At 65.2% G+C, this 19,056-nt stretch carries 17 protein-coding genes; 3 read left to right on the top strand and 14 right to left on the bottom strand.

Going from position 1 to position 19,056, the window contains the following annotated elements:
- Positions 1 to 4 precede the first annotated feature (4 nt).
- The 5 genes from BM162_RS19485 to BM162_RS19465 all read right to left on the bottom strand — a co-directional run bounded on the left by BM162_RS19485 (position 5) and on the right by BM162_RS19465 (position 5,605).
- Positions 5 to 1,108 carry a mandelate racemase/muconate lactonizing enzyme family protein gene (locus BM162_RS19485; RefSeq protein WP_093425277.1) on the bottom strand — a complete coding sequence of 368 codons (1,104 nt, stop codon included), beginning with the start codon at positions 1,106 to 1,108 and terminating at the stop codon, positions 5 to 7.
- The gene (locus BM162_RS19480) at positions 1,108 to 2,619 is read right to left on the bottom strand and encodes a sugar ABC transporter ATP-binding protein (RefSeq protein WP_093425276.1); all 1,512 of its coding nucleotides are present in this window, start codon (positions 2,617 to 2,619) and stop codon (positions 1,108 to 1,110) included. The genes BM162_RS19485 and BM162_RS19480 overlap by 1 nt, the downstream gene beginning before the upstream one ends.
- Positions 2,616 to 3,557 (bottom strand): ABC transporter permease, encoded by a 942-nt coding sequence (locus BM162_RS19475; RefSeq protein WP_093425275.1) that lies wholly within the window; start codon positions 3,555 to 3,557, stop codon positions 2,616 to 2,618. The genes BM162_RS19480 and BM162_RS19475 overlap by 4 nt, the downstream gene beginning before the upstream one ends.
- A complete protein-coding gene (locus BM162_RS19470; protein WP_218153144.1) occupies positions 3,554 to 4,489 on the bottom strand; it encodes an ABC transporter permease in 936 nt (311 codons plus the stop codon). Before BM162_RS19470 ends, BM162_RS19475 begins: the two co-directional genes overlap by 4 nt.
- Positions 4,490 to 4,585: 96 nt before the next feature.
- The gene (locus BM162_RS19465; protein WP_093425272.1) at positions 4,586 to 5,605 is read right to left on the bottom strand and encodes a sugar ABC transporter substrate-binding protein; all 1,020 of its coding nucleotides are present in this window, start codon (positions 5,603 to 5,605) and stop codon (positions 4,586 to 4,588) included.
- Between the two features lie 125 nt (positions 5,606 to 5,730).
- On the opposite strand from BM162_RS19465, the gene BM162_RS19460 reads away from it, so the two are divergent.
- Genes BM162_RS19460 through BM162_RS19450 form a run of 3 tightly spaced genes read left to right on the top strand, consistent with a single transcriptional unit; the run spans position 5,731 to position 8,389 of the window.
- Complete coding sequence (locus BM162_RS19460; RefSeq protein WP_093425271.1) at positions 5,731 to 6,531, top strand: IclR family transcriptional regulator; 801 nt, start codon at positions 5,731 to 5,733, stop codon at positions 6,529 to 6,531.
- Positions 6,528 to 7,535, top strand: coding sequence for an aldo/keto reductase (locus BM162_RS19455; protein WP_093425270.1), 1,008 nt, complete (start codon positions 6,528 to 6,530; stop codon positions 7,533 to 7,535). Before BM162_RS19460 ends, BM162_RS19455 begins: the two co-directional genes overlap by 4 nt.
- An 8-nt stretch (positions 7,536 to 7,543) precedes the next feature.
- A complete protein-coding gene (locus BM162_RS19450; protein WP_093425268.1) occupies positions 7,544 to 8,389 on the top strand; it encodes an amidohydrolase family protein in 846 nt (281 codons plus the stop codon).
- A 142-nt stretch (positions 8,390 to 8,531) separates the two neighbouring features.
- Here the strand turns inward: BM162_RS19450 and BM162_RS19445 are convergent, their stop codons facing one another.
- The 9 genes from BM162_RS19445 to BM162_RS19405 form a co-directional block, all read right to left on the bottom strand.
- Positions 8,532 to 10,913: a thiamine pyrophosphate-binding protein gene (locus tag BM162_RS19445; RefSeq protein WP_093425267.1), complete on the bottom strand. Its 2,382-nt coding sequence runs from the start codon at positions 10,911 to 10,913 to the stop codon at positions 8,532 to 8,534.
- Positions 10,914 to 10,924: 11 nt separating this feature from the next.
- Positions 10,925 to 12,046, bottom strand: coding sequence for an ABC transporter ATP-binding protein (locus BM162_RS19440; RefSeq protein ID WP_093425265.1), 1,122 nt, complete (start codon positions 12,044 to 12,046; stop codon positions 10,925 to 10,927).
- A 10-nt stretch (positions 12,047 to 12,056) separates the two neighbouring features.
- Positions 12,057 to 12,881 carry a carbohydrate ABC transporter permease gene (locus BM162_RS19435; RefSeq protein ID WP_093425264.1) on the bottom strand — a complete coding sequence of 275 codons (825 nt, stop codon included), beginning with the start codon at positions 12,879 to 12,881 and terminating at the stop codon, positions 12,057 to 12,059.
- Entirely contained in the window at positions 12,878 to 13,807 is a 930-nt protein-coding gene (locus BM162_RS19430) for a carbohydrate ABC transporter permease (RefSeq protein WP_093425262.1), read from the bottom strand. Before BM162_RS19430 ends, BM162_RS19435 begins: the two co-directional genes overlap by 4 nt.
- The gene (locus BM162_RS19425; RefSeq protein ID WP_093425261.1) at positions 13,804 to 15,069 is read right to left on the bottom strand and encodes an ABC transporter substrate-binding protein; all 1,266 of its coding nucleotides are present in this window, start codon (positions 15,067 to 15,069) and stop codon (positions 13,804 to 13,806) included. The genes BM162_RS19430 and BM162_RS19425 overlap by 4 nt, the downstream gene beginning before the upstream one ends.
- A 35-nt stretch (positions 15,070 to 15,104) precedes the next feature.
- The gene (locus BM162_RS19420) at positions 15,105 to 16,286 is read right to left on the bottom strand and encodes an aminotransferase class I/II-fold pyridoxal phosphate-dependent enzyme (protein ID WP_093425259.1); all 1,182 of its coding nucleotides are present in this window, start codon (positions 16,284 to 16,286) and stop codon (positions 15,105 to 15,107) included.
- Positions 16,276 to 16,935 carry a FadR/GntR family transcriptional regulator gene (locus tag BM162_RS19415; RefSeq protein WP_177215274.1) on the bottom strand — a complete coding sequence of 220 codons (660 nt, stop codon included), beginning with the start codon at positions 16,933 to 16,935 and terminating at the stop codon, positions 16,276 to 16,278. Before BM162_RS19415 ends, BM162_RS19420 begins: the two co-directional genes overlap by 11 nt.
- Before the next feature lie 788 nt (positions 16,936 to 17,723).
- Positions 17,724 to 18,368 (bottom strand): DUF8692 domain-containing protein, encoded by a 645-nt coding sequence (locus BM162_RS19410; protein WP_500691302.1) that lies wholly within the window; start codon positions 18,366 to 18,368, stop codon positions 17,724 to 17,726.
- A 402-nt stretch (positions 18,369 to 18,770) separates the two neighbouring features.
- Positions 18,771 to 19,056: integrase core domain-containing protein (locus BM162_RS19405; protein WP_143096234.1), on the bottom strand; the 286-nt coding region annotated here is incomplete at its 5' end.

Genomic DNA, 19,056 nt, shown 5'->3' with positions numbered 1-19,056 from the left:
TCTCCTATATCTGTATGGGATCGGCGGCGCGTTGCGCGCCGATGGCGTCCCAGTCCCACGCGAGCCCGAGCCCCGGCGCCGGCGACGGGACGCCGTGGCCGTTCTCGATGCGCATTGGCTCCGCGGTGATGGTGTCGAGCTGCGGGATGTACTCCAGCCACCGCGCGTTCGGCACGGCGCAGCAAAGCGACACGTGCAGTTCCATCAGGAAGTGCGGGCAGACGGCGATGTTGAAGGTCTCCGCCGCGTGGGCCACCTTCAGCCACGGCGTGATGCCGCCGATGCGCGCCACATCCACCTGCACAACGGAGCAGGCGCCGCGCTGCATGTATTCGCGGAACCACGAGGCGCTGTAGATGCTCTCGCCCACCGCGACCGGTAGCGTCGTCGATGCGCAGAGACGTGCATGGCTGTCTATATCGTCGGACAGCAGCGGCTCTTCCAGCCAGCCGATATCGAGGGGCTCCAGCAGGCGGGCGCGACGGATGGCTTCGTCGACCCGGAAGGCCTGATTGGCGTCGGTAAAGATCTCGAAGCCGCTGCCGACCGCGTCGCGCACGGCGCTCAGGCGGGCCACGTCCTCCTGCGGATCCGGTTTTCCCACCTTCACCTTGCAGCCTCGAAACCCCTTTGCACTGGCCGCCACGGCGTCGTCCACCAGCGCCTCCGTCTCGATGTGCAGCCAACCGCCCTCGGTGGTATAGAGCGGGATGCTTTCGCGCGCCCCGCCGGCGAGCTGCCAGAGAGGCAGGCCAGCGCGCTTCGCCTTCAGGTCCCACAGCGCCGTGTCGATGGCAGCAAGGGCGAGCGCGGTGATGGCACCGGGCGTGGTGGCGTGCGTGTGGTACTTCAACGTACGCCAGACGGCCTCGATGTTGGCGGCATCCATGCCCTTCAGCTTCGGCGCCAGGTCGTCGTGCAGATGGGCGAGAACGGCGGTGCCGCCGGTGCCGATGGTATAGGTGTAGCCCGTGCCCGACGCCCCGTCCGTGTCGGTGATGGTGACGATAGGGGTCTGCTGGCTCACGAAAGCCTGGATCGCGTCGGTGCGCACCACCTTCGGCGCGAGATCCACGTAAGCGATCTCGATGCGATCTATCTTTGCCATCACGCGACCTCTGCGACCTTATGGATGCGCGCCATGATGGCCTCGCTCATGTCCGCGGCATCGCGGGTGTTGTCCAACTCGCCCACCACCTCGAAATCCGCCATCACGACGATGCGGTCGGCGAGCGAGATCATCTCGGGCATGTCGGACGAAATAAGCAGGATCGCCGTGCCCGAGGCGGCGAGCTCGTGGATCAGCTCGTGCAGGTAGACCTTGGTCTGGATGTCGATGCCGACCGTTGGCTCGTCGACGATCAGGACCCGCACCTGGGCGGCAAGCCATTTGGCGACACTTACCTTCTGCTGATTGCCCCCCGACAGAAGCGAGACCGGCTGGGCCAGCGACGGCGTGCGCACCTGCAGGCGTTCGATATACGGCGTCACGGCGTCCCGTTCGGCCCGGTCCGGAAGCCAGCCGAGCGCCCGCGCAATGCGCCGCCAGACCGTGACGGCCACGTTGCGGCGCACCGAGTGCATCAGGATCAGCCCCTCGTGCTTGCGGTCCTCGGAGACATAGCCGATCCGGTACCGCGAGAGCGCGGTGGCGACGCTGTCGATCCGGGCGCTGCGTCCGCCAACCTGCACCTCGCCCGAGGTCACCTTGGCCGCCCCGATGACCGCCTTGGCAAGCTCCGTGCGCCCCGCGCCGACCAGCCCGTAGAGACCCACAATCTCGCCAGCACGGACCTCGAGATCGATGTTGCGGTGCCCCAGGTCGGTGGCGACGTCGCGCAGCGCCAGCACCGGCTCGCCGGTGGCGGTGCGCTCGGTGCGGCGGACCGCGGTCTCGTCGCGCCCGATCATCAGACGCACCACGTCGGACCGGTCGAGCCCGTTCAGAGACCGGGACGCGCACGCGTTGCGGCCATCGCGCAGCACCGTCACGCTGTCGCAGAGCTCGAACACCTCGTCGAGTTTGTGCGACACGAAGAGGATCGCGACTCCCTTGTCCCTAAGCTCCCGCAGCAGCCGGAACAAGGTTTCGGTTTCGTGCGGCGTGATCGAGGCTGTGGGCTCGTCGAGCACCAGAAGGCGCGCGTCGAGGCTGAGCGCCTTGGCTATCTCGACCAGTTGCATGCGCGCCACCGAAAGATTGCGCACCGGGATGTCGGGGTCGATCTCGAGGCCCAGCGGCGCCATGAAACGCCGGGCCGCCTCCCGCACCTCGCCATAATCCACCAGGCCCGCCCGTGTCGGCAGGCGTTCCAGCATGATGTTCTCGGCGACCGAGAAGCGGGGGATCAGGTTGCGCTCCTGGTGCACCGCGGAGATGCCGTGCGCGAGGGCATCGTGTGGCCCGAAGAATTGCATCGGCTCGCCGTCCAGCAGGACGGTGCCCGAATCCGGCCGATGGACCCCGGTGATGATCTTGATCAGGGTGGATTTGCCGGCCCCGTTTTCACCCAAAAGCGCATGGATGCTGCCGGCTTCGAGTGTCAGGGACACGTCGTCCAGTGCCTGCACGCCCGGAAACGCCTTGCTTGCGCCAGTGATAACGAGCTTTGCGGTCATGCCGGCTCCCTGAAACGACTAAGCGCGACCGCAGCGAGGATCAGCGCACCCAGAACAAGCTGCACGGCATAGGGATCGACGTTGAGAAGCACCAACGCGTTATTGATCAGCATGATGATGGCGACGCCGAGAACCGTGCCGGCCACCGAGACGTGCCCGCCGGCCAGCACCGCCCCGCCGATGACCGGCGCGGCGAAAGAGATGATCAGCCAGTCATCGCCAATGGTGGGCTGGCCCAGCTGGAGGCGCGCCACGGCCAGCATCCCGGCCACTGCCGCCAGCATCCCCGAGAGCACATGCGCGGCGACCACGACCCGCCCGACCGGGATTCCCGACAGCTTTGCCGCGTTCAGATTACCGCCCACCGCCAGAAGCTGGCGGCCCAGCACGGAGCGGCGCATGAACACCCAGACCGCGATCCCGATCGCGCCGCTGACGAACAGCAGGTAGGGGAAGAAGCCGAACCGAGCGTTGCCGAACGACTTCACCGCATCCGGGATCTCGTAGAACGGCTGCGCCTCCGTGATGCCGATGTTGGTCCCCTTGAAGATGGCAAGCGTGGCGAGCGTCACCACGAAGGCGTTGAGCCCCGTCACATGGGTGACGACGCCGTTCAGCGTGCCGCCGGCGACCCCGACGAGGAGACCGATGAGGATCGCCACGGGGATCGGCACTGACCAGACCTCCATCACGCCCGCGAAGGTGATGGCGGCAAGACCACCGATGGCGCCGACCGAAAGGTTCAGCTGCCCGATGGCCACGATCACCATCTGCGACAACGCTATCAGGATCGAGAGCGAGAACGCCGTCAGCATCACGTAGAGGTTGTAGGTCGACAGGAAAGAGGGCTGCGCGAGGCCGAGCGCCACCGCGCCGACCGCGAACGCGACGAGCAGTCCGAACCAGTCGGTGCGCAGAAGATGCATCGTCGCGCTCATCGAACCCGCCTCTTTGCCATGACATGGGCCCGCAACCGGTCGAGCACGACGGCGACCAGCAGGATGACCCCGAGAAAGGCCTGCACCCAGAACTCTCCGACCTGGAGTTGCAAAAGCCCGTTGGAGAGAACCGTGACCATCGCGGCTCCGAGGAACGTGCCGGCCACGGACAACGTGCCGCCGGTCAGGAGCGTGCCGCCCAGCACCGGTGCAAGGAAGGCGGGCAGCAGCCAATCCATTCCGAGTTGCCCGGCCATCGACGGCAGCGCCGCGCCGTTGCGCGCGGTCAGCATCAGACCTGCAAAGGCGGCGAGTGCGCCCGACAACCCATGGCAAACGACGATCGTCCGCTCCACCGGAACGCCGGAGAGACGTGCCGCCGAAGGATTGGCGCCCGCCGCGAGAATCTGGCGCCCAATCAGCGTGTGGTGAAACAGCCACCACAGAAGCAGCCCGACGACGATCGAGGCGTAGAGCATCGAGGACGCGAAGAACCATGTCTTCAGCTTGGCGAGGCTCACGAACTCGGCCGGCAGCGCGTTGAACGCCTCTGCCTGTGTCAGAACGATCATCGCCCCGAAGAACAGGCTCATGGTGGCCAGGGTGACAACGAAGGAGTGCACCCGCATGGCCACGGTCAGAATACCGTTGAGCGCGCCGAGCGCCGCGCCGAATGCCAGCGCAAGCAGCGCCGACACGATGATCGGCAGGCCAGCGACCTGCATTGCCCAGCCTCCGACCATGACCGCGGACACGCCGATGGCCCCGACCGCGAGGTTCAGCCCGCCGGTCACCAGGACGACCATCATCGAAAACCCGATCACCACGTCGATCGCGAGCACGCGAGTCAGCGCGTAGATATTGAAAGGCGAGTCGAAGCCCGGCGCCAGGTAGCTGAACACGATCACCGCCCCCACCGTGATCAGCAGCAAGCCGACTTCGTTGGACGCAAGGACGGCGAAGGTCGGCCCCTTGGGGCCGGCCCTGCCGGGGATTGCCTTGGTGGACATTCCGGAAGCCCGCCCGGCTCAGTTCGGGCAGTTCATGTAGGTGTCCTTGAAGTCCGCCATGATCTTGTCGGTCTCCTGCACCATGGCATCCTGGTAATTGTCGACCTGATCCGCTCCCACGAAGGCGGTGCCGCTGTCTATGAAGCGGTCGGTCTGGGCGGTGGTCAGCCAGGGCGCGTCGTCCTTCATCGTGCATCCCGAGCGCACCAGGTCCATCGCGTAGACACCGATATAGCCCTGTCCGTAGGGGTTCTGCAGCATCGTGCCGTGGACGAAGCCGTCCTTGATGGCGTCGAGCACCACCTGGTCGTGGTCGATGCCGACCATCTTGATGCGCTGGTCGCCGAGGTTGCGCAGGCTCGTGGCGGCCACCACGGCCGGCACCCAGGCGGTCGTGACGATGCCGTCAACCTCATCGCCCTGCGCCGCAAGGAACGCGTTGATCTTTTCGTCGGCCGGCTCCGGCGCATCGATGTCGGCGATGACCTGCATGACTTCCACGCCGTCGTGCTCGCTGGCGGCCTTCTCCACCGCGTCGATCCGCAACTGGGTGTTCGGATCGACGAGGAAGCCGGTAAAATGCGCGATCTGGCCGGATCCGCCCATCGCGTCGATAAGCTCCTGGGTGCCAAGATAGGCGGAGTTGTAGACGTCGGTGCCAAGACAGAAGAGCGCCGGGGTGGGCGCTTCCGTGCAGCCGGCCAGCGTCGCCGACGGGATCTCGAAGTCATCCAGCTCGCCCAGCGTAGCATTGGTGCCGGAGGCGTCGCCGGGGAAAACCAGGAAGGCGTTGTAGCCCTGTGCCACCAGACTCTCGATCATCTCGTTCTGCTGGCTGAGTTCCCAGGCCGGCGGCACCGAGTATTCGGCCTCGACGCCGAAGTCTTCGGCGGCGGCCGCCGCCGCGTCCTCCCATGCCGCGAAATACGGATGAGGCCCGCCGGGGATCAGGGCAGCCTTGGTGTCCGCGGCCTGCGCGACGCCGGCCGAGAGCAGCAGCGCCATCGACGCAGCCGTCGTGAAAATCGATTTCCTCATGATACTTCCTCCCGCTGAAATTGTGTCCGACTCTTTCGCATCCCGAGGACGCTTTACTTGAAGTTCATTTTTGACAATTCTGTTCATCAGTGAACCTTAGGTCATGCCCCTGCGTCAAGATTGAGATGAGCGGACAAACCAGCCGGTATCGCGCGCCCGCGCTCGACAAGGGTCTCGACGTTCTCGAGCTCCTCGCCGAGCACGAGAACGGGCTGTCGCAGGCGGAGATCGCCAAGGCGCTCGGCCGCTCCCCCTCGGAGCTGTACCGGATGCTGGACACGCTGGTGCGGCGCGGCTATGTGCGCCGTTCGGCCACTGCCGACCGGTTGATGCTGGGCCTGAAGCTCTTCGCACTGGCGACGACGCACCCGCCCATGCGCCGCCTGCTGCAGGCCGCCACCGAGGTCACCACCGAGGTGGCGGAAGCGACGCTTCAATCCTGCCATCTCACGCTCTACCGCGACGGGGCGCTCTTCGTTGCCGTACAGGCCGACAGCCCCGGCCGCGTGGGCCTATCCGTACGTCTCGGCGCAGAGGTGGATCTCCTGACAACCGGGTCGGGTCTCGCGATGCTCGCCTTCCAGACCGAGGCGCGCCGCGCCCGCATGCTTTCGGCCCGCAATGTCGGCAGCCTGCCTGAAGCCGCGGCCGAAGCCATTCAAGTGGCCGTCGCGCTCGGCCATGTCATGCGTCCAAGCAGCCAAACGGTGGGCGTGACGGATCTCGCCTGCCCGATCATCGGCCGCACCGGCGATGCGGTAGCCGCGCTGTCGATGCCGTTCATCGAGCGGCTCGATCCGCCTGGATCGCCATCGGCCCCTGACTGCCTTCGCCTCCTGTCCGAGGCGGCTGGCAGGCTGTCGGTGGAAGTGCCCCCCGCCGTCGCGGGCGAATTCGAACATGAGGAGGCCTCGGTGCCGTCATGACCCTGTCCACGCGCCGGCTCGGTGCCACATCGGTTTCCGTCACCACCCTCGGTTTCGGCTGCGCGCCCATCGGCGGCCTGCTCGGCGCAGTGGACGAACGTCCGGCCCGGCACGCCCTCGACACCGCCTGGGAGGGCGGCGTGCGCTACTTCGACACCGCCCCGTTTTATGGCTTCGGCGCCTCCGAGCGACGCGTTGGCGATGCACTTCGCGAGCATCCGCGCGACGATTACGTGCTGAGCACCAAGGCCGGTCGATTGCTGCGCCCCCACGCCGATCCGCCCGGGGCCGAGAACGGATGGGAGCAGCCCCTGCCCTTCCGGCCGGTCTATGACTACGGCTACGACGCCGTGCGCCGATCGCTGGAGGACAGTCTGCAGCGCCTCGGACTTGAGCGGATCGACGTGCTCCTGCTGCACGACATCGGCCGCTTTACCCATGCCGAAGCGGCGCATGCACACCATTTCGAGGCGGCGACGACCGGCGGGCTCAAGGCGTTGATGGAGATGAAGCGAGAAGGCCTGATCGGCGCCTATGGGATCGGCGTCAACGAGACGGCTGTCCTGATGGCCGCGCTGGAGCGAGGCGAGTGGGACTGCTTCCTGCTCGCCGGGCGCTACACGCTCCTTGAGCAGGATGCGCTTGATGACCTGCTGACGCTCTGCGTCTCCCGCGGCACCAGCATCATCTGCGGCGGCCCCTACAATTCAGGCCTGCTCGCCGGTGGCGCCACCTGGAACTATGCCGAGGCACCAGCCGACCTGATCGCCCGCCGCGACCGTCTGGCCGCTATCTGCAACGATCACGGCGTGTCCCTGCGCGCGGCCGCGCTGCAATTTCCGTTGGCGCATCCGGCAGTCGCCTCGGTCATTCCCGGCGCCCGCACGCCGGACGAGGCCAGGGACAACCTCGCCCGCCTGGCAGAGCCCCTCCCGGCCGATCTGTGGCGCGAGCTACAGCACGAAAACCTTCTCCGTCCCGACGCCCCGATCCCAAGCGCTTGAGAGGCCCGATGCCCGGCTTCCCCATCATCGACACCCATGTTCACTTTTGGGACCGCGACGAGGTTCCGCTCTCGTGGCAGAAGGGGCTACCCATCGACCGGCCCTTCCGTCCTTCTGATCTTGAAGCCGATCGCGGCTCGGTCGAGCTCGAGGCCATCGTCTTCGTGGAGGCCAACGTCGACCCTTCGGGTCATATCGCAGAGGCCGACTTCGTCACGCGTCTTGCGGCCGAAGACCCTCGTATCAAGGCCATCGTCGCCCACGCCCCCCTCGATTCTCCGACCGTCGCCGAGGACCTCGCCGCCCTTGCCAAGCGCCCGCTCGTCCGCGCCGTCCGTCACCTCATCCAGGGAAAGGACGCGGCCGAGCTCACCGGCAGCGACGCGTTCCGCAGTGGCCTGAAGCGCCTGCCGGACCACGGCTTCCACTTCGAAATCTGCATTCTCCACGACCAGCTCGCCCCGGTGCTGCGCCTCGTGGAGGTTTTGCCCGAGGTGACGTTCGTGATGGACCACATCGCCAAGCCCGGCATCAAGGCGGGCCTGCGCGAGCCTTGGTGGAGCGAGATCGGGACGCTGGCCTCCTTCCCGAATGTCGTCTGCAAGCTCTCCGGCGTCGCCACCGAGGCCGATCACAACCGCTGGAGCGAGGACCAGCTGCGCCCGTACATCGACCGGGTGATCGAGGTGTTCGGTCCGGATCGGCTGATGTTCGGGAGCGACTGGCCGGTGCTGCGCCTTGCCACCGACTATGTCCGCTGGGTCGACATGGTTGACCAGGCCTTCTCGGATCATACCGAGGAGGAGCGGAAACGTGTATTCGCTGGAAATGCTCGGGAGATCTACAGAATTTAAACGGCTCTGCGGCGCCCCGAGGGCCCGTCGTGACACCGGGTGGCGCACGGGCGTGGGTGACAGACGCCGTACGCGGAGCGCTTTCCCGCCGGCCACAGCTGTAACGCGAGCTTCGCGGTGTGAGCCCCAAAAGCGAGACGTGCTATGTCAGGATGTCCCCGGGCCCCGACCCGAGAGAAACCTCGAGTGCAGCTTGCGCGATCGTCGATCGATCGATGCCGAAGTGCTTGTAAAGGTCGGAGATGCGGCCGGACTGGCCGAAATGCTCCACGCCCAGAGAGGCGGTTCGATGCCCGGCGACACTGCCCAGCCAGCCGAGCGTGGCGGGATGTCCGTCGAGGACGGTGACGATACCGCAATGCCGCGGCAGATCGCCCAGGAGACGCTCCACGTGAGAGCGGGCTCCGGTGTTGCCTTTCCGGCGGGCTCGGTGCGCAGCGGTCCAGCCGGCGTTCAGCCGGTCGGCCGAGGTCACGGCGAGCACCGCCACGTCCCTCCGGCGTTCGCCGATCATTCCGGCAGCGGCGATGGCCTCGGGCGCAACGGCGCCCTGGTAGGCGATGACGACTTCGCAGTTCGGCCCCGGCGGCCGTAGCCAATAGGCCCCGTCGATCGCACCCTGGTGAAACGCCTCATCCCGCCGGCGGCCAGGCTGTTCGATCACGTGCGTCGAGAGACGCAGGTACACCGAGCCGCCGGTTTCGTCCCGTAGCCAAGTGCGCTCGTCCGGGTCTCCTGCCCCGTCACGCTGCATGTAGTCGAAAGACCATTCCATTATTCGGGCGAGCTCGTCCGCGAAGGCCGGCTCGAAGGCCGCGAGCCCGTCCTGCGACATTCCGATGAGGGGCGTTCCCACGGATTGATGCGCTCCGCCCTCGGGGGCGAGCGTGACGCCGGCCGGGGTGCCGACGATCATGAAGCGCGCGCCCTGATAGCAGGCATAGTTCAGCGCATCGAGACCGCGCGAAACGAATGGATCATAGACGGTCCCGATAGGGAGCAGCCTTTCTGCGAACAGTTCGTGCGAAAGGCCGGCTGCTCCGAGGAGGAGGAACAGATTCATCTCGGCGATGCCCAGCTCGAGATGCTGCCCATCGGGCCGGAACTGCCACTTCTGCGTCGACGGAACCTTTTCGGACCGGAAAGTATCCGCGACCGTGTCGCGCGCGAATAGATGTCGGCGGTTCACCCAACTCGACAGCCCGGTAGAGACGGTGACATCCGGTGAAGCCGTGACAACGGAGCCTGCCAGTTCGCTGTCCGACTTGGCGAGGTCGTCGAGGATGCGGCCGAACGTGGCCTGCGTCGAAAGCGCCTCGCCCTCGGGCGCCGAAACTCCCGGTACAGCGAGCGATGGCGCCGAGAACCGCCGGGTTCCGTCGGCAAAGAAGCGGGTCTTCGACAGGAATTCGCGGAAGCCGTCCCCGTCCTCTACGGCGGCCAACGGGTCCCATTCCGCGCCCTCCGGCACACCGGAGGCGGCCTGGAATTCCGCCATCTGCGCCTTCGTCATGAAGCCGCCGTGATTGTCCTTGTGCCCGGCAAGCGGCGTGCCCCAGCCCTTGACCGTGTAGGCGAGGAAGCAGACCGGGCGATCGTGATCCACGGCGGCGAAGGCATCGCAGAGCGTTTGGAGGCAATGCCCGCCGAGGTTGGACATCAGTTCCCCGAGTTCCGCATCGCCGCGCCGGTCCAGCAGTGCAGCAATTTCGGCTTCGTCGCCGATGTCATTCATCAGACGCTCGCGCCAGGCCGCGCCACCCTTGTATGTCAGCGCCGAATACAGGTCGTTCGGGCAGTCGTCGATCCAGCGGCGCAGCGTCTCGCCGCCCGGCTCCTCGAACACCGCCCGCTGAAGTGCCCCGTACTTCAGGCGCACAACCTCCCAGCCGAAGGTGCCGAAGACGCGCTCGATACGCTGCCAGAGACCCTCCCGAACGATGCCGTCAAGGCTTTGGCGGTTGTAGTCGATGATCCACCAGACGTTCCGGAGATCGTGCTTCCAGCTCTCCTGCAAGGCCTCGTAAACGTTACCTTCGTCGAGTTCTGCATCCCCGACAAGCGCAACCATTCGGCCGGTGCGGCCTAAGCCCCTGCCCTTCGCCATAAGGTAATCCTGCACCAGCGATGCGAAGGCGGTGATCCCGACGCCCAGACCCACGGAACCGGTCGAGAAATCGACGTCATCGATGTCCTTCGTGCGCGAAGGGTAGGATTGCGCGCCGCCGAAGCCGCGGAACGCCTCGAGCTTCTCGCGCGTCTGGTTTCCCATCAGGTATTGCATGGCGTGGAACACGGGGGAGGCGTGCGGTTTCACCGCCACCCGGTCCTGTGGCCGGAGCGCAGTGAAGTAGAGCGCCGTCATGATGGACACGATGGATGCCGAGCTGGCCTGGTGTCCGCCGACCTTCAGTCCCTCGGGGTTGTCGCGCAGATGATTGGCGTTGTGGACCATCCAGCAGGCGAGCCAGAGAAGCCGGCGTTCAACGGTCTTCAGGTGGTTGAGGTCGCGGGACGACGACATCGGCGGCTCCCTCAGCTTTCGTGCGCCGTCTTGGCATTGAGCCGAACCCCGGTGTCGGCGTCGAACAGGTGCATTTCGGCCAGATCTGTGAGAAACGGCACGCTCTTCTCGGGGACCAGCCGTGTGCTGGGGCGGAAAACGCGAGCGGTGACCTCTGCCTGTCCCATCTGAAGGAAGAGCAGTGCCTCGCCGCCCAGCGGTTCGACCAGCGTGATATCGGCGCTGAATGAGAAGGGTGTTTTCATCGGGCCTGCCATCCGCTCGGGCGCGATGGACTCGGGTCGCAAGCCCAGTGTCACCGGCCGGTCCGGCCCAACATGATCGAAGACGGACTGATCGAGAGGCAGCGTCGGGCCACCCGGCACCGAGACTGCCACGCCGTCGTCGCTCGCCACGGTGCGTGCATCGATCAGGTTCATCGGCGGGCTGCCGATGAAGCCTGCGACGAAGCGGCTGGCGGGCGCGTGAAAGACCTCGTCCGGAGTGCCGACCTGTTCGATCCTCCCGTCGCGCATCACCACGATCCGGTCGGCCAGGGTCATCGCCTCGACCTGATCGTGCGTGACGTAGATGACTGTTGTGCGGACCTTCTCGTGCAGCTTCTTGATTTCGGTGCGCATCTGTCCGCGCAGCTTGGCGTCGAGGTTCGACAGCGGCTCGTCGAAGAGGAACACGTCGGGGTCGCGTACGATGGCCCGTCCCATCGCGACCCGCTGGCGCTGGCCGCCAGACAGCGCAGCCGGGCGGCGCGAGAGGAAGTCTTTCAGACCGAGAAGGCCCGAGGCACGGTTGACCTTTTTCTCGATCTCGTCCTTCGGGCGGCCCGCCATGCGCAGCCCGAAGCCCTGGTTTTGGCGTACCGTCATGTGCGGATAGAGCGCGTAATTCTGGAATACCATCGAGATGTTGCGTTCCCGCGGCGGCAGGTCGTTGACGACGCGGTCACCGATCTGGATCTCGCCGCCCGAAATGTCCTCGAGCCCTGCGATCATGCGCAGGGTCGTGGACTTGCCACAGCCCGACGGGCCGACGAAGACAACGAATTCCTCGTGCGCGATGTCCAGATCGAAGTCGTGTACGGCCTGAAAGCCGCCGTAGCGCTTGACCACCTGCCTGAGCGAAACCTCGGCCATCGCGGCCTCCCTATGCCTTGACCGCGCCGGCCGTGAGCCCGCCGACGAGGTATTTCTGGATAAAGGTGAAGAAGATCGCCGGCGGGATCAGCGCGAGCGTCGCCGCCGCCATCATCTGACCCCAGTCAACACCGGACTTGCCCACGAAACTCAGAAGGCCCACGGCGAAGGTCTTCTTCGTTTCGGATGTGATCAGCATGAGCGAGAACAGAAGCTCGGACCACGCCGCGGTGAAGACGAAGCCCAACGTCGCGCCGATACCGGGCAGCATCAGCGGCAGGATGATCCGGATCAGAGCTTGGAACCGGGTGCATCCGTCGATCATCGCCGCCTGCTCGAGCTCGCGCGGGATGCCTTCGTAGAACGAGTGCATCAGGAACGCCGCGAACGGCAGGTTGAAGGCGGTGAAGACGACGATCAGTCCGATCCGCGTGTTCACCAGCCCGATCGGCGCGAGAAGCTGATAGAGCGGCGTGATCACCATCACCAACGGGAAGAGCTGCGTGATCACGAGGAAAACCATCAACGTCCGCTTGCCCGCGAACTCGAACCGCGAGAAGGCGTACCCGATCCCGGCGGCGAGCACCGTCACCGCCGCTGCGGTGCCGAGCGACACGATCACGGTATTGCCGAAGAAGACCGGGAACGGGCTCTCCTCGATGACGTAGGCGAAGTTCGCCAGCGTGAGACTCGACGGCCAGATGGTCGTACCTTCGGAGTACAACAGGTCGTCGGGCGTCAGCGATATGCGGATCAGCCAGAACAGCGGGAACAGCGCGAAAGCCAGGTAGGCCAAGCGAACCAGCCACAATGCGGCACCGGTGATCGATTTCATTGGCCAAGCCTCCCACGGACGAAAAGAAGCAGGATGGAATAGATCACCAGCATCGCCATCAGTACCGTGGCGAGCGCGGAGGCATACCCGAAGTCCATGGACTTGTAGGCGCTGGTGAAGACGTAGTTGGGCAGCGTCTGCGACGAGTTCGCGGGCCCCCCCTCGGTCATCACAAAGATCAGGTCCGGCGAATTCGCGACCCAAACTGTGCGTAGCAGGATGGTGATGGTGATCATGGGCATCAGAAAGGGCACGGTGATGTGCCGGAACGACTGCCACGGCGACGCCCCGTCGATGGAGGCCGCCTCGTACAGGTCTTGCGGGATCGACCGCAGTGCCGCGAGCAGGGTGATCGCAAAGAACGGAATGCCCCACCAGATCATCGCGGTGATCGGGCCATAAAGCGCGAGGTCCGGGTCCGACAGGATGTTGCGCGGCTCTTCCAGCACGCCCACCGCCGTCAGCCACCCGGGCAGCGGGCTGACGATGGGATTGAAAAGCCATTGCCAGTTCAGGCCGGACAGAAACGTCGGGACCGCCCACGGCAGGAAGACGAGCGACTGGAACACCGCCCTTCCCGGGAACGGCCTGTTCAGGATCAGCGCGAGCCCGAGGCCCAGACCCAGCTGGAACGCCACCGACCAGAACGTCCACCGCGCCGTGTTCGCGAGCGCCAGCCAGAACGTGCGATCCGTCCAGAGCTCGAGATAGTTCTCGACGCCGTTCCACCCGCGCGACATCGGGCGGAAGATGACGTAGTTCTGGAAGCTGAACGAGATGCCGACCGCCAGGGGAACCAGCATCACCAGAGCCACGATCGCGATGCCCGGCGCGAGATAGGCATAGGCCTCGGCGGCGGCGAACCGCCGCCGAGTGCGGGACGGCGAACGCCCGGTCGCCGCCGGAGTGTCCGCCGCCACGCTCATTGCTCGGACATCCAGCGCTGCTGAGCCTCCGTCAGGAACGCATCCCACTCCTGGCCCAGCTCCTCGGCCGTCATCTGGCCCAAAAGCGCGGCCTGACTTGTCTCGACAGCGAGGACGTCGAAGAATTCACCGAGCTCGGGAAGGTGCGCGGGCCAGGTCATCAGGTCCCAGCGGTCGTCTTCCAGTTCGGTGAAGAACCCGGCGAACTGCGGGTCGTTGTAGTACTCGTCGTCCTCGGGGATCTCGACCGCAGGGACGATGCCCATGAACTTTGCCCATTCCAGGTTCACCTCGGGCGCCGAGAGCCGCCCGATGAACTCCTGAGCGAGTTCCGGGTTCTCGGAGCTATTGGACACGGCCCATCCGATCATCCCGATCGGCGGCGAAATCTCGCCCGCCGGTCCGATGGGCACCGGCGCCACGGCGAAATCCTCCCGCCCCATGCGCTCGCGCACCTGGATCAGTGCATCGGGGTCCTGGTCCATGAAGGCACAGGTGCCCGAGTAGAAGCCCGAGACCTGTTCGTTGAAGCCCCAGTTGACGGAATCCTCCGGCGCCGCCCCGTCGTTGTAGAGGTCGAGCATCATCTGGATGCCTTCGATCGCCTCCGGACTGTCGAAGATCGATGTGCCGTCTTCGTTGAACCAGCTGTCGGCCCCGGTCATGGCGGACACGGCCAGCCACCAGCCGACGAAGCCCCCGGTCGAGCCGCGCAGGCAATAGCCGTATTTACCGTCGATCTCGGAGACGGCGCGCGCCATCTCGTTGAACTCTTCCCAGGTCTCGGGCGGGGCGTCGTATCCGGCTTCGGCCAGAAGCGGCTTGTTGTAATACATCGCTCGAACGAAATAACCGTAGGGCACGAAGTACGAGGTGTCGTCGTAGATCTTGGTGAACTCCATCGTGGAGCCCGTCAGTTGATCCGCGCCCTCCCACTCGTTCAGCCAAGGCTCGAGGTCGCGCAGCACGTCGTTGACCGCGAGGGTCGAGATCCAGCGCTCGGGCATCTCGATCACGTCGATGGGCTGTCCCGACATCGTCATGGTCAGGATCCGCTCGAACGCCGAGTCCCAGGGAACCGTGATCAGCTCCACGTCCACATCGGGATGGTCGGTCTCGAATTCGGCGACGATCTCTTCCATGAGGCCCGTGCGCTCGTTGGTCGTCAGGACCTCGACCACCCTCAGCGTCTCGGCCGAGGCCATGCCGCCCCAGGCAGTGGCAAGCGCCGCGGCGGCTGCCAGTGTCGGTTTCAGTTTCATCCAGTCTCTCCCTTGTTGGTGGGCTTGAAGTTCGCTCACGCCTCTCCGGGCGCTTCGCAGGCTTCCAGCGCGCGCTCGACGTCGCGCCAGATGTCCTCCACGTCCTCGAGCCCCACATGAAGACGCACCATGTCGTCAGGGACGCCGAAGGCGTGGAAGGAATTCGTCAGGCCAGGCTGGATCAGCCCGAGCTGCGTCGGGAAGGCGAGGCTCTCGTGGCCGCCCCAGCTGACGCCCAGCCGGATCAGCCGAAGCGCGTCGCAGAACCGCCGCGCCGTCTGCGGGTCCGACAGCCCGAAGGCGAAGAGGCTCGACCACCCCGAGAGGGTCGAGCCTTCGAGCGTTCCATGGAGCGCCGGATGCCGCACCTCCGTGACCGCCGGGTGAGCGTCGAGCCTCTTCGCGATCTCGAGTCCCGCCCGGTGGTGCTGCCGCATCCGCATTGGCAGGGTCCGCATGCCCCGGATCAGGAGCCAGGCATCGAAGGGCGAAAGCTTCGCACCGAGGCTCGGATAGGCGACGCGGTTTATCTCCGCGATCAGATCGGCCCGCCCGCAGACGACGCCAGCCACGGTGTCAGAGTGACCGGAGAGGTACTTCGAGGCCGAGTGCAGCACCAAGTCCACGCCATGCTCGACCGGCCGCTGGAATGCGGGGCTGGCCCACGAGTTGTCGATCACGCTGACCGCTCCGGCAGCGCGCGCGATCTCGGCCAGGGACGGCAGGTCGAGCACGTCGAACGTCATGCTCGTCGGGCTCTCGAGATAGAGAAGCCGGGCGCCTCTCATCGCCTCCTGAACCGAATCGAGGTCCCTGCCCTCGACGAACACCACATCGATTCCCATCCGTGCCATCAGCCCCGTCATGAGACGGTAGGCATCGGGATAGACGTTGTTGACGCATACCACGCGGTCGCCGGTGCGCAGGAGACCCAGCAACGTGGCAGAGATCGCCCCCATGCCACTCGCGAAACCACGGGCGTCGTCGGCGCGTTCGATGGTGGCGAGCTTGGTCTCGAACGCCCGCACCGTTGGATTCATCCCACGGGTGTAAATCGGGTTGCGCTCCGGCGCCCTGAAGGCGGTCTCCATCGCGTCCACACTGCCGAACGTAAACAGGCTTGTCTGCACGATGGGCGGGACGGCGGCGCCGCCGGTGTCGGAATCCTCAGCCAGGATCGTGGCGAAGTCGGCGGGAATGGTGGGCTCACTCGTCATGGCGCAGGGTCGACTCCACGAAATCGATGATCCGCGTCACCGCGGCCACGGCGCCCGCCTCGTCCCTGCACGCCACCGCTTCGTAGAGGCGGCGGTGGTCCGGCTGGCTTTCGTCTGCGTATGGCTCTGTGACGAAGGGGTTTTCCCGCGATTCGTTGAAGGCGTCCGAGATGCGGTTGATGACCTGCTGGAAGATCTGCAGGTACAGCGGGTTGCGACTGGCGGTGAACATCGCCTCGTGAAACGCGCGGTCCTGACGGATGGCGAAGCCGTGTTCGGCATAGGCGGCTTCCATTTCCTCCAGCGCCACGCGCATCCGCTCGACGTCCTCCGACCGACCGCGGCGGGCCGCGAGCCGCGCAGCGTCGGTCTCGATCGCGCGGCGCAGCTCCAGTGAATCCAGCACCGCCTGGCGCTCGAGGTTGATCGTGACCGGCACATGAAGCGATGTGGCGCGAACATCGCGCGCCAGATAGGTGCCACTGCCCTTGCGGATCTGCACCACCCCCATCGCCTGCCACGTCTGGAGCGCCTCGCGGATGGTCGACCGGCTCACGCCAAGCTGCGCCGCCAGCGTCCTCTCGGTCGGAAGTCTGTCCCCCGGCTTCAGGTCCGCCGTCTGGATAAAGGCCGTGAGGGACCTGAGCACCCGAGCCGTGAAGCCGTCCCGCTCCAGCGGGCGGAGTGACAGCTGAGATCGTTGTGGTGCTTCCGTGGCCATGCTTCGCCGCAAATTGGTCTGACCACCCTACCTTCCACGAGGAGTTGCCCCAGTGTCAACCTGCGGTTCGAGGCGGAAACGATTTCCTCTGATCCGCCCACCAAAGAGCTGATCATGCCGACGAAGGTTTCGGTCATAAGTACGCGCCGGCTGACCGCGCTCCGGCATCTCCGATGCCTGCGCCATCACATGCCCAAGACGGCGACGCCCGTGGCCACCGCGATCAACGGCGCCCGATCACCTGTCACCGTCTCCGCGAAAGTGTGCAAGAAATCTGCTCGGGATGAGTTGGTGCTTCGGCTCATGTGCTGAACCGGGCTCGACGAGGCGCACTCCTCGTGCGACCGTATCAACGCGCCGCCGGAGCGAATGAGGCCCCGGCTAATTGACCATCCTCGCCGTGGTTAGGCTCGAGAAGCGGGTGGCCGTCGGCCCAGCCGCCGCCTTCCGCGCCCCTACCTACCGCGCACGCGTGGGGTGAAAGCGCCCGGGATCTACCGGCGGCGGCGTAATCGAGCGATATCGCCAGTCGCTTGCCGCGTCGACGGCTTCGAATCCCGCTCTTGAAGACACGCAGCTACACTATCTCATACGCCGCGATGCGCGTTTTACCCTTGGCCGCGACATTGCCCGAAAACACTGCTTCAGGGGCACTCCCTGCATATGACGCGCCGAAACCGCCGTGAAGGAAACCTCCTCTGCTGTTTCTGCGTGCGCTACTCCCCGCGCTGTAAGACCTCCTTTGCGCAGCAATACAGGTGTGCCGCAAGAAGTGCGTAGCCCATGAACTTGAGCGCATCTTCCGCGAAAGCTCTCGCACCCCAAGCCGTGAGCCCCATGAAATCTTGCCCGCCTTTAGGAATGCGAATGAAATCCGAAAACATAGCCGCCCCCAAACAGGCGAAAGCGGAAAGAAGCAGCCAAGATTGTTTTCGGGACCGGAGGACCTGAAGGCCTGCCAACCATACGCCAGCAGCCGCATATCCGGCATAAAACAGCATTTCGCCCCGTCCCTCGTGGAGCATTGCTAGATCGTCAGCGACGATCAATGTCGGTAACGCTACGGTGGCAAGCTCCAGCTTGCTCCACGTCCCGCTTTTCAACAAGGCGATCCAGAGAAGCACCAGCGGTATGCCAAGCATCACAATCCCGATATTCGAGATCAGGCCAGCGAGTGGTGGGGGGTTCTCGATCGCTGCGCGGTCCCGAAGCATCGCGCGCCAATCATATCCATAGGAATCTGCGACTAAAAGTATACCTACCAGAGCTGCCAACGAGACGGCAGCGATCAAACATGCAAAAGCGGGTGAACTTCGGGGGTCTGATTCGGTCTGTCTCTCAGCGCCACTTAGATTCCACATGATACAAGTGTAACAAGTTCATGACGGGATACAACAGCGATATCCATTCGGCCACAAGGCGGGAGGGCCAGATCCATTGGACATACGGGTAACACCGATTGAGAGCTGGTGCTCTGATCTTGCCCCCGCTTCACCGGGCACTCAGGCGGTTGGGATTGAGCCGCGATCAGCTTGCGTGGCAAGCGCATCTTCAGCCCTGCGTGAGTATCGAGAACTGTCCTGAGCGCTCACTTTAAAGTCTGCGAGCGAAACTTGTTCTATGTCTGGCTCATGATGAACCCAGGCTGCTCGAAGGTTGGAGCCTCCAGTAGACCCGGGGCCATGAATGCCGTTTCTGCCAGATTTGTGAGGTGGCCCCCGTTTTCCGGACAGTGTTGCGGCGCCGCTAAGCTTGCCTGTTGATCATGCCGCCGCTTTCAGGCCGGGGCCCTGATGGGCCTCGACCGGTGTTCGTCCGCCGAGCGCGGAGTGCGGGCGCTCGTTGTTGTAGAAGTCGATCCACTTGCCGATGCCAGCCCGGGCCGCTGACCCGGTCTCAAAGGCGTGCAGATAGACGCACTCATACTTCAGGGATCGCCATAGCCGCTCGATCATGACGTTGTCCATCCAGCGTCCGCGACCGTCCATCGAGACCTTCACCGTCGCATCCAGCAAGACTTGCGTGAAGCGCGGGCTGGTGAACTGGCTG

This window comes from Tranquillimonas alkanivorans, from assembly GCF_900115595.1.
GTDB lineage: Bacteria > Pseudomonadota > Alphaproteobacteria > Rhodobacterales > Rhodobacteraceae > Tranquillimonas > Tranquillimonas alkanivorans.
Note: the sequence above shows the minus strand (reverse complement) of the source record. Positions and strands in the feature narration are given on the sequence as shown.

Coding starts and splice junctions, on each gene's coding strand:
- BM162_RS19460 (WP_093425271.1), top strand. CDS start 5,731: ATGAGCGGACAAACCAGCCGGTATCGCGCGCCCGCGCTCGACAAGGGT.
- BM162_RS19410 (WP_500691302.1), bottom strand. CDS start 18,368: ATGTGGAATCTAAGTGGCGCTGAGAGACAGACCGAATCAGACCCCCGA.
- BM162_RS19455 (WP_093425270.1), top strand. CDS start 6,528: ATGACCCTGTCCACGCGCCGGCTCGGTGCCACATCGGTTTCCGTCACC.
- BM162_RS19430 (WP_093425262.1), bottom strand. CDS start 13,807: ATGAGCGTGGCGGCGGACACTCCGGCGGCGACCGGGCGTTCGCCGTCC.
- BM162_RS19440 (WP_093425265.1), bottom strand. CDS start 12,046: ATGGCCGAGGTTTCGCTCAGGCAGGTGGTCAAGCGCTACGGCGGCTTT.
- BM162_RS19480 (WP_093425276.1), bottom strand. CDS start 2,619: ATGACCGCAAAGCTCGTTATCACTGGCGCAAGCAAGGCGTTTCCGGGC.
- BM162_RS19465 (WP_093425272.1), bottom strand. CDS start 5,605: ATGAGGAAATCGATTTTCACGACGGCTGCGTCGATGGCGCTGCTGCTC.
- BM162_RS19485 (WP_093425277.1), bottom strand. CDS start 1,108: ATGGCAAAGATAGATCGCATCGAGATCGCTTACGTGGATCTCGCGCCG.
- BM162_RS19445 (WP_093425267.1), bottom strand. CDS start 10,913: ATGTCGTCGTCCCGCGACCTCAACCACCTGAAGACCGTTGAACGCCGG.
- BM162_RS19425 (WP_093425261.1), bottom strand. CDS start 15,069: ATGAAACTGAAACCGACACTGGCAGCCGCCGCGGCGCTTGCCACTGCC.
- BM162_RS19450 (WP_093425268.1), top strand. CDS start 7,544: ATGCCCGGCTTCCCCATCATCGACACCCATGTTCACTTTTGGGACCGC.
- BM162_RS19475 (WP_093425275.1), bottom strand. CDS start 3,557: ATGAGCGCGACGATGCATCTTCTGCGCACCGACTGGTTCGGACTGCTC.
- BM162_RS19435 (WP_093425264.1), bottom strand. CDS start 12,881: ATGAAATCGATCACCGGTGCCGCATTGTGGCTGGTTCGCTTGGCCTAC.
- BM162_RS19420 (WP_093425259.1), bottom strand. CDS start 16,286: ATGACGAGTGAGCCCACCATTCCCGCCGACTTCGCCACGATCCTGGCT.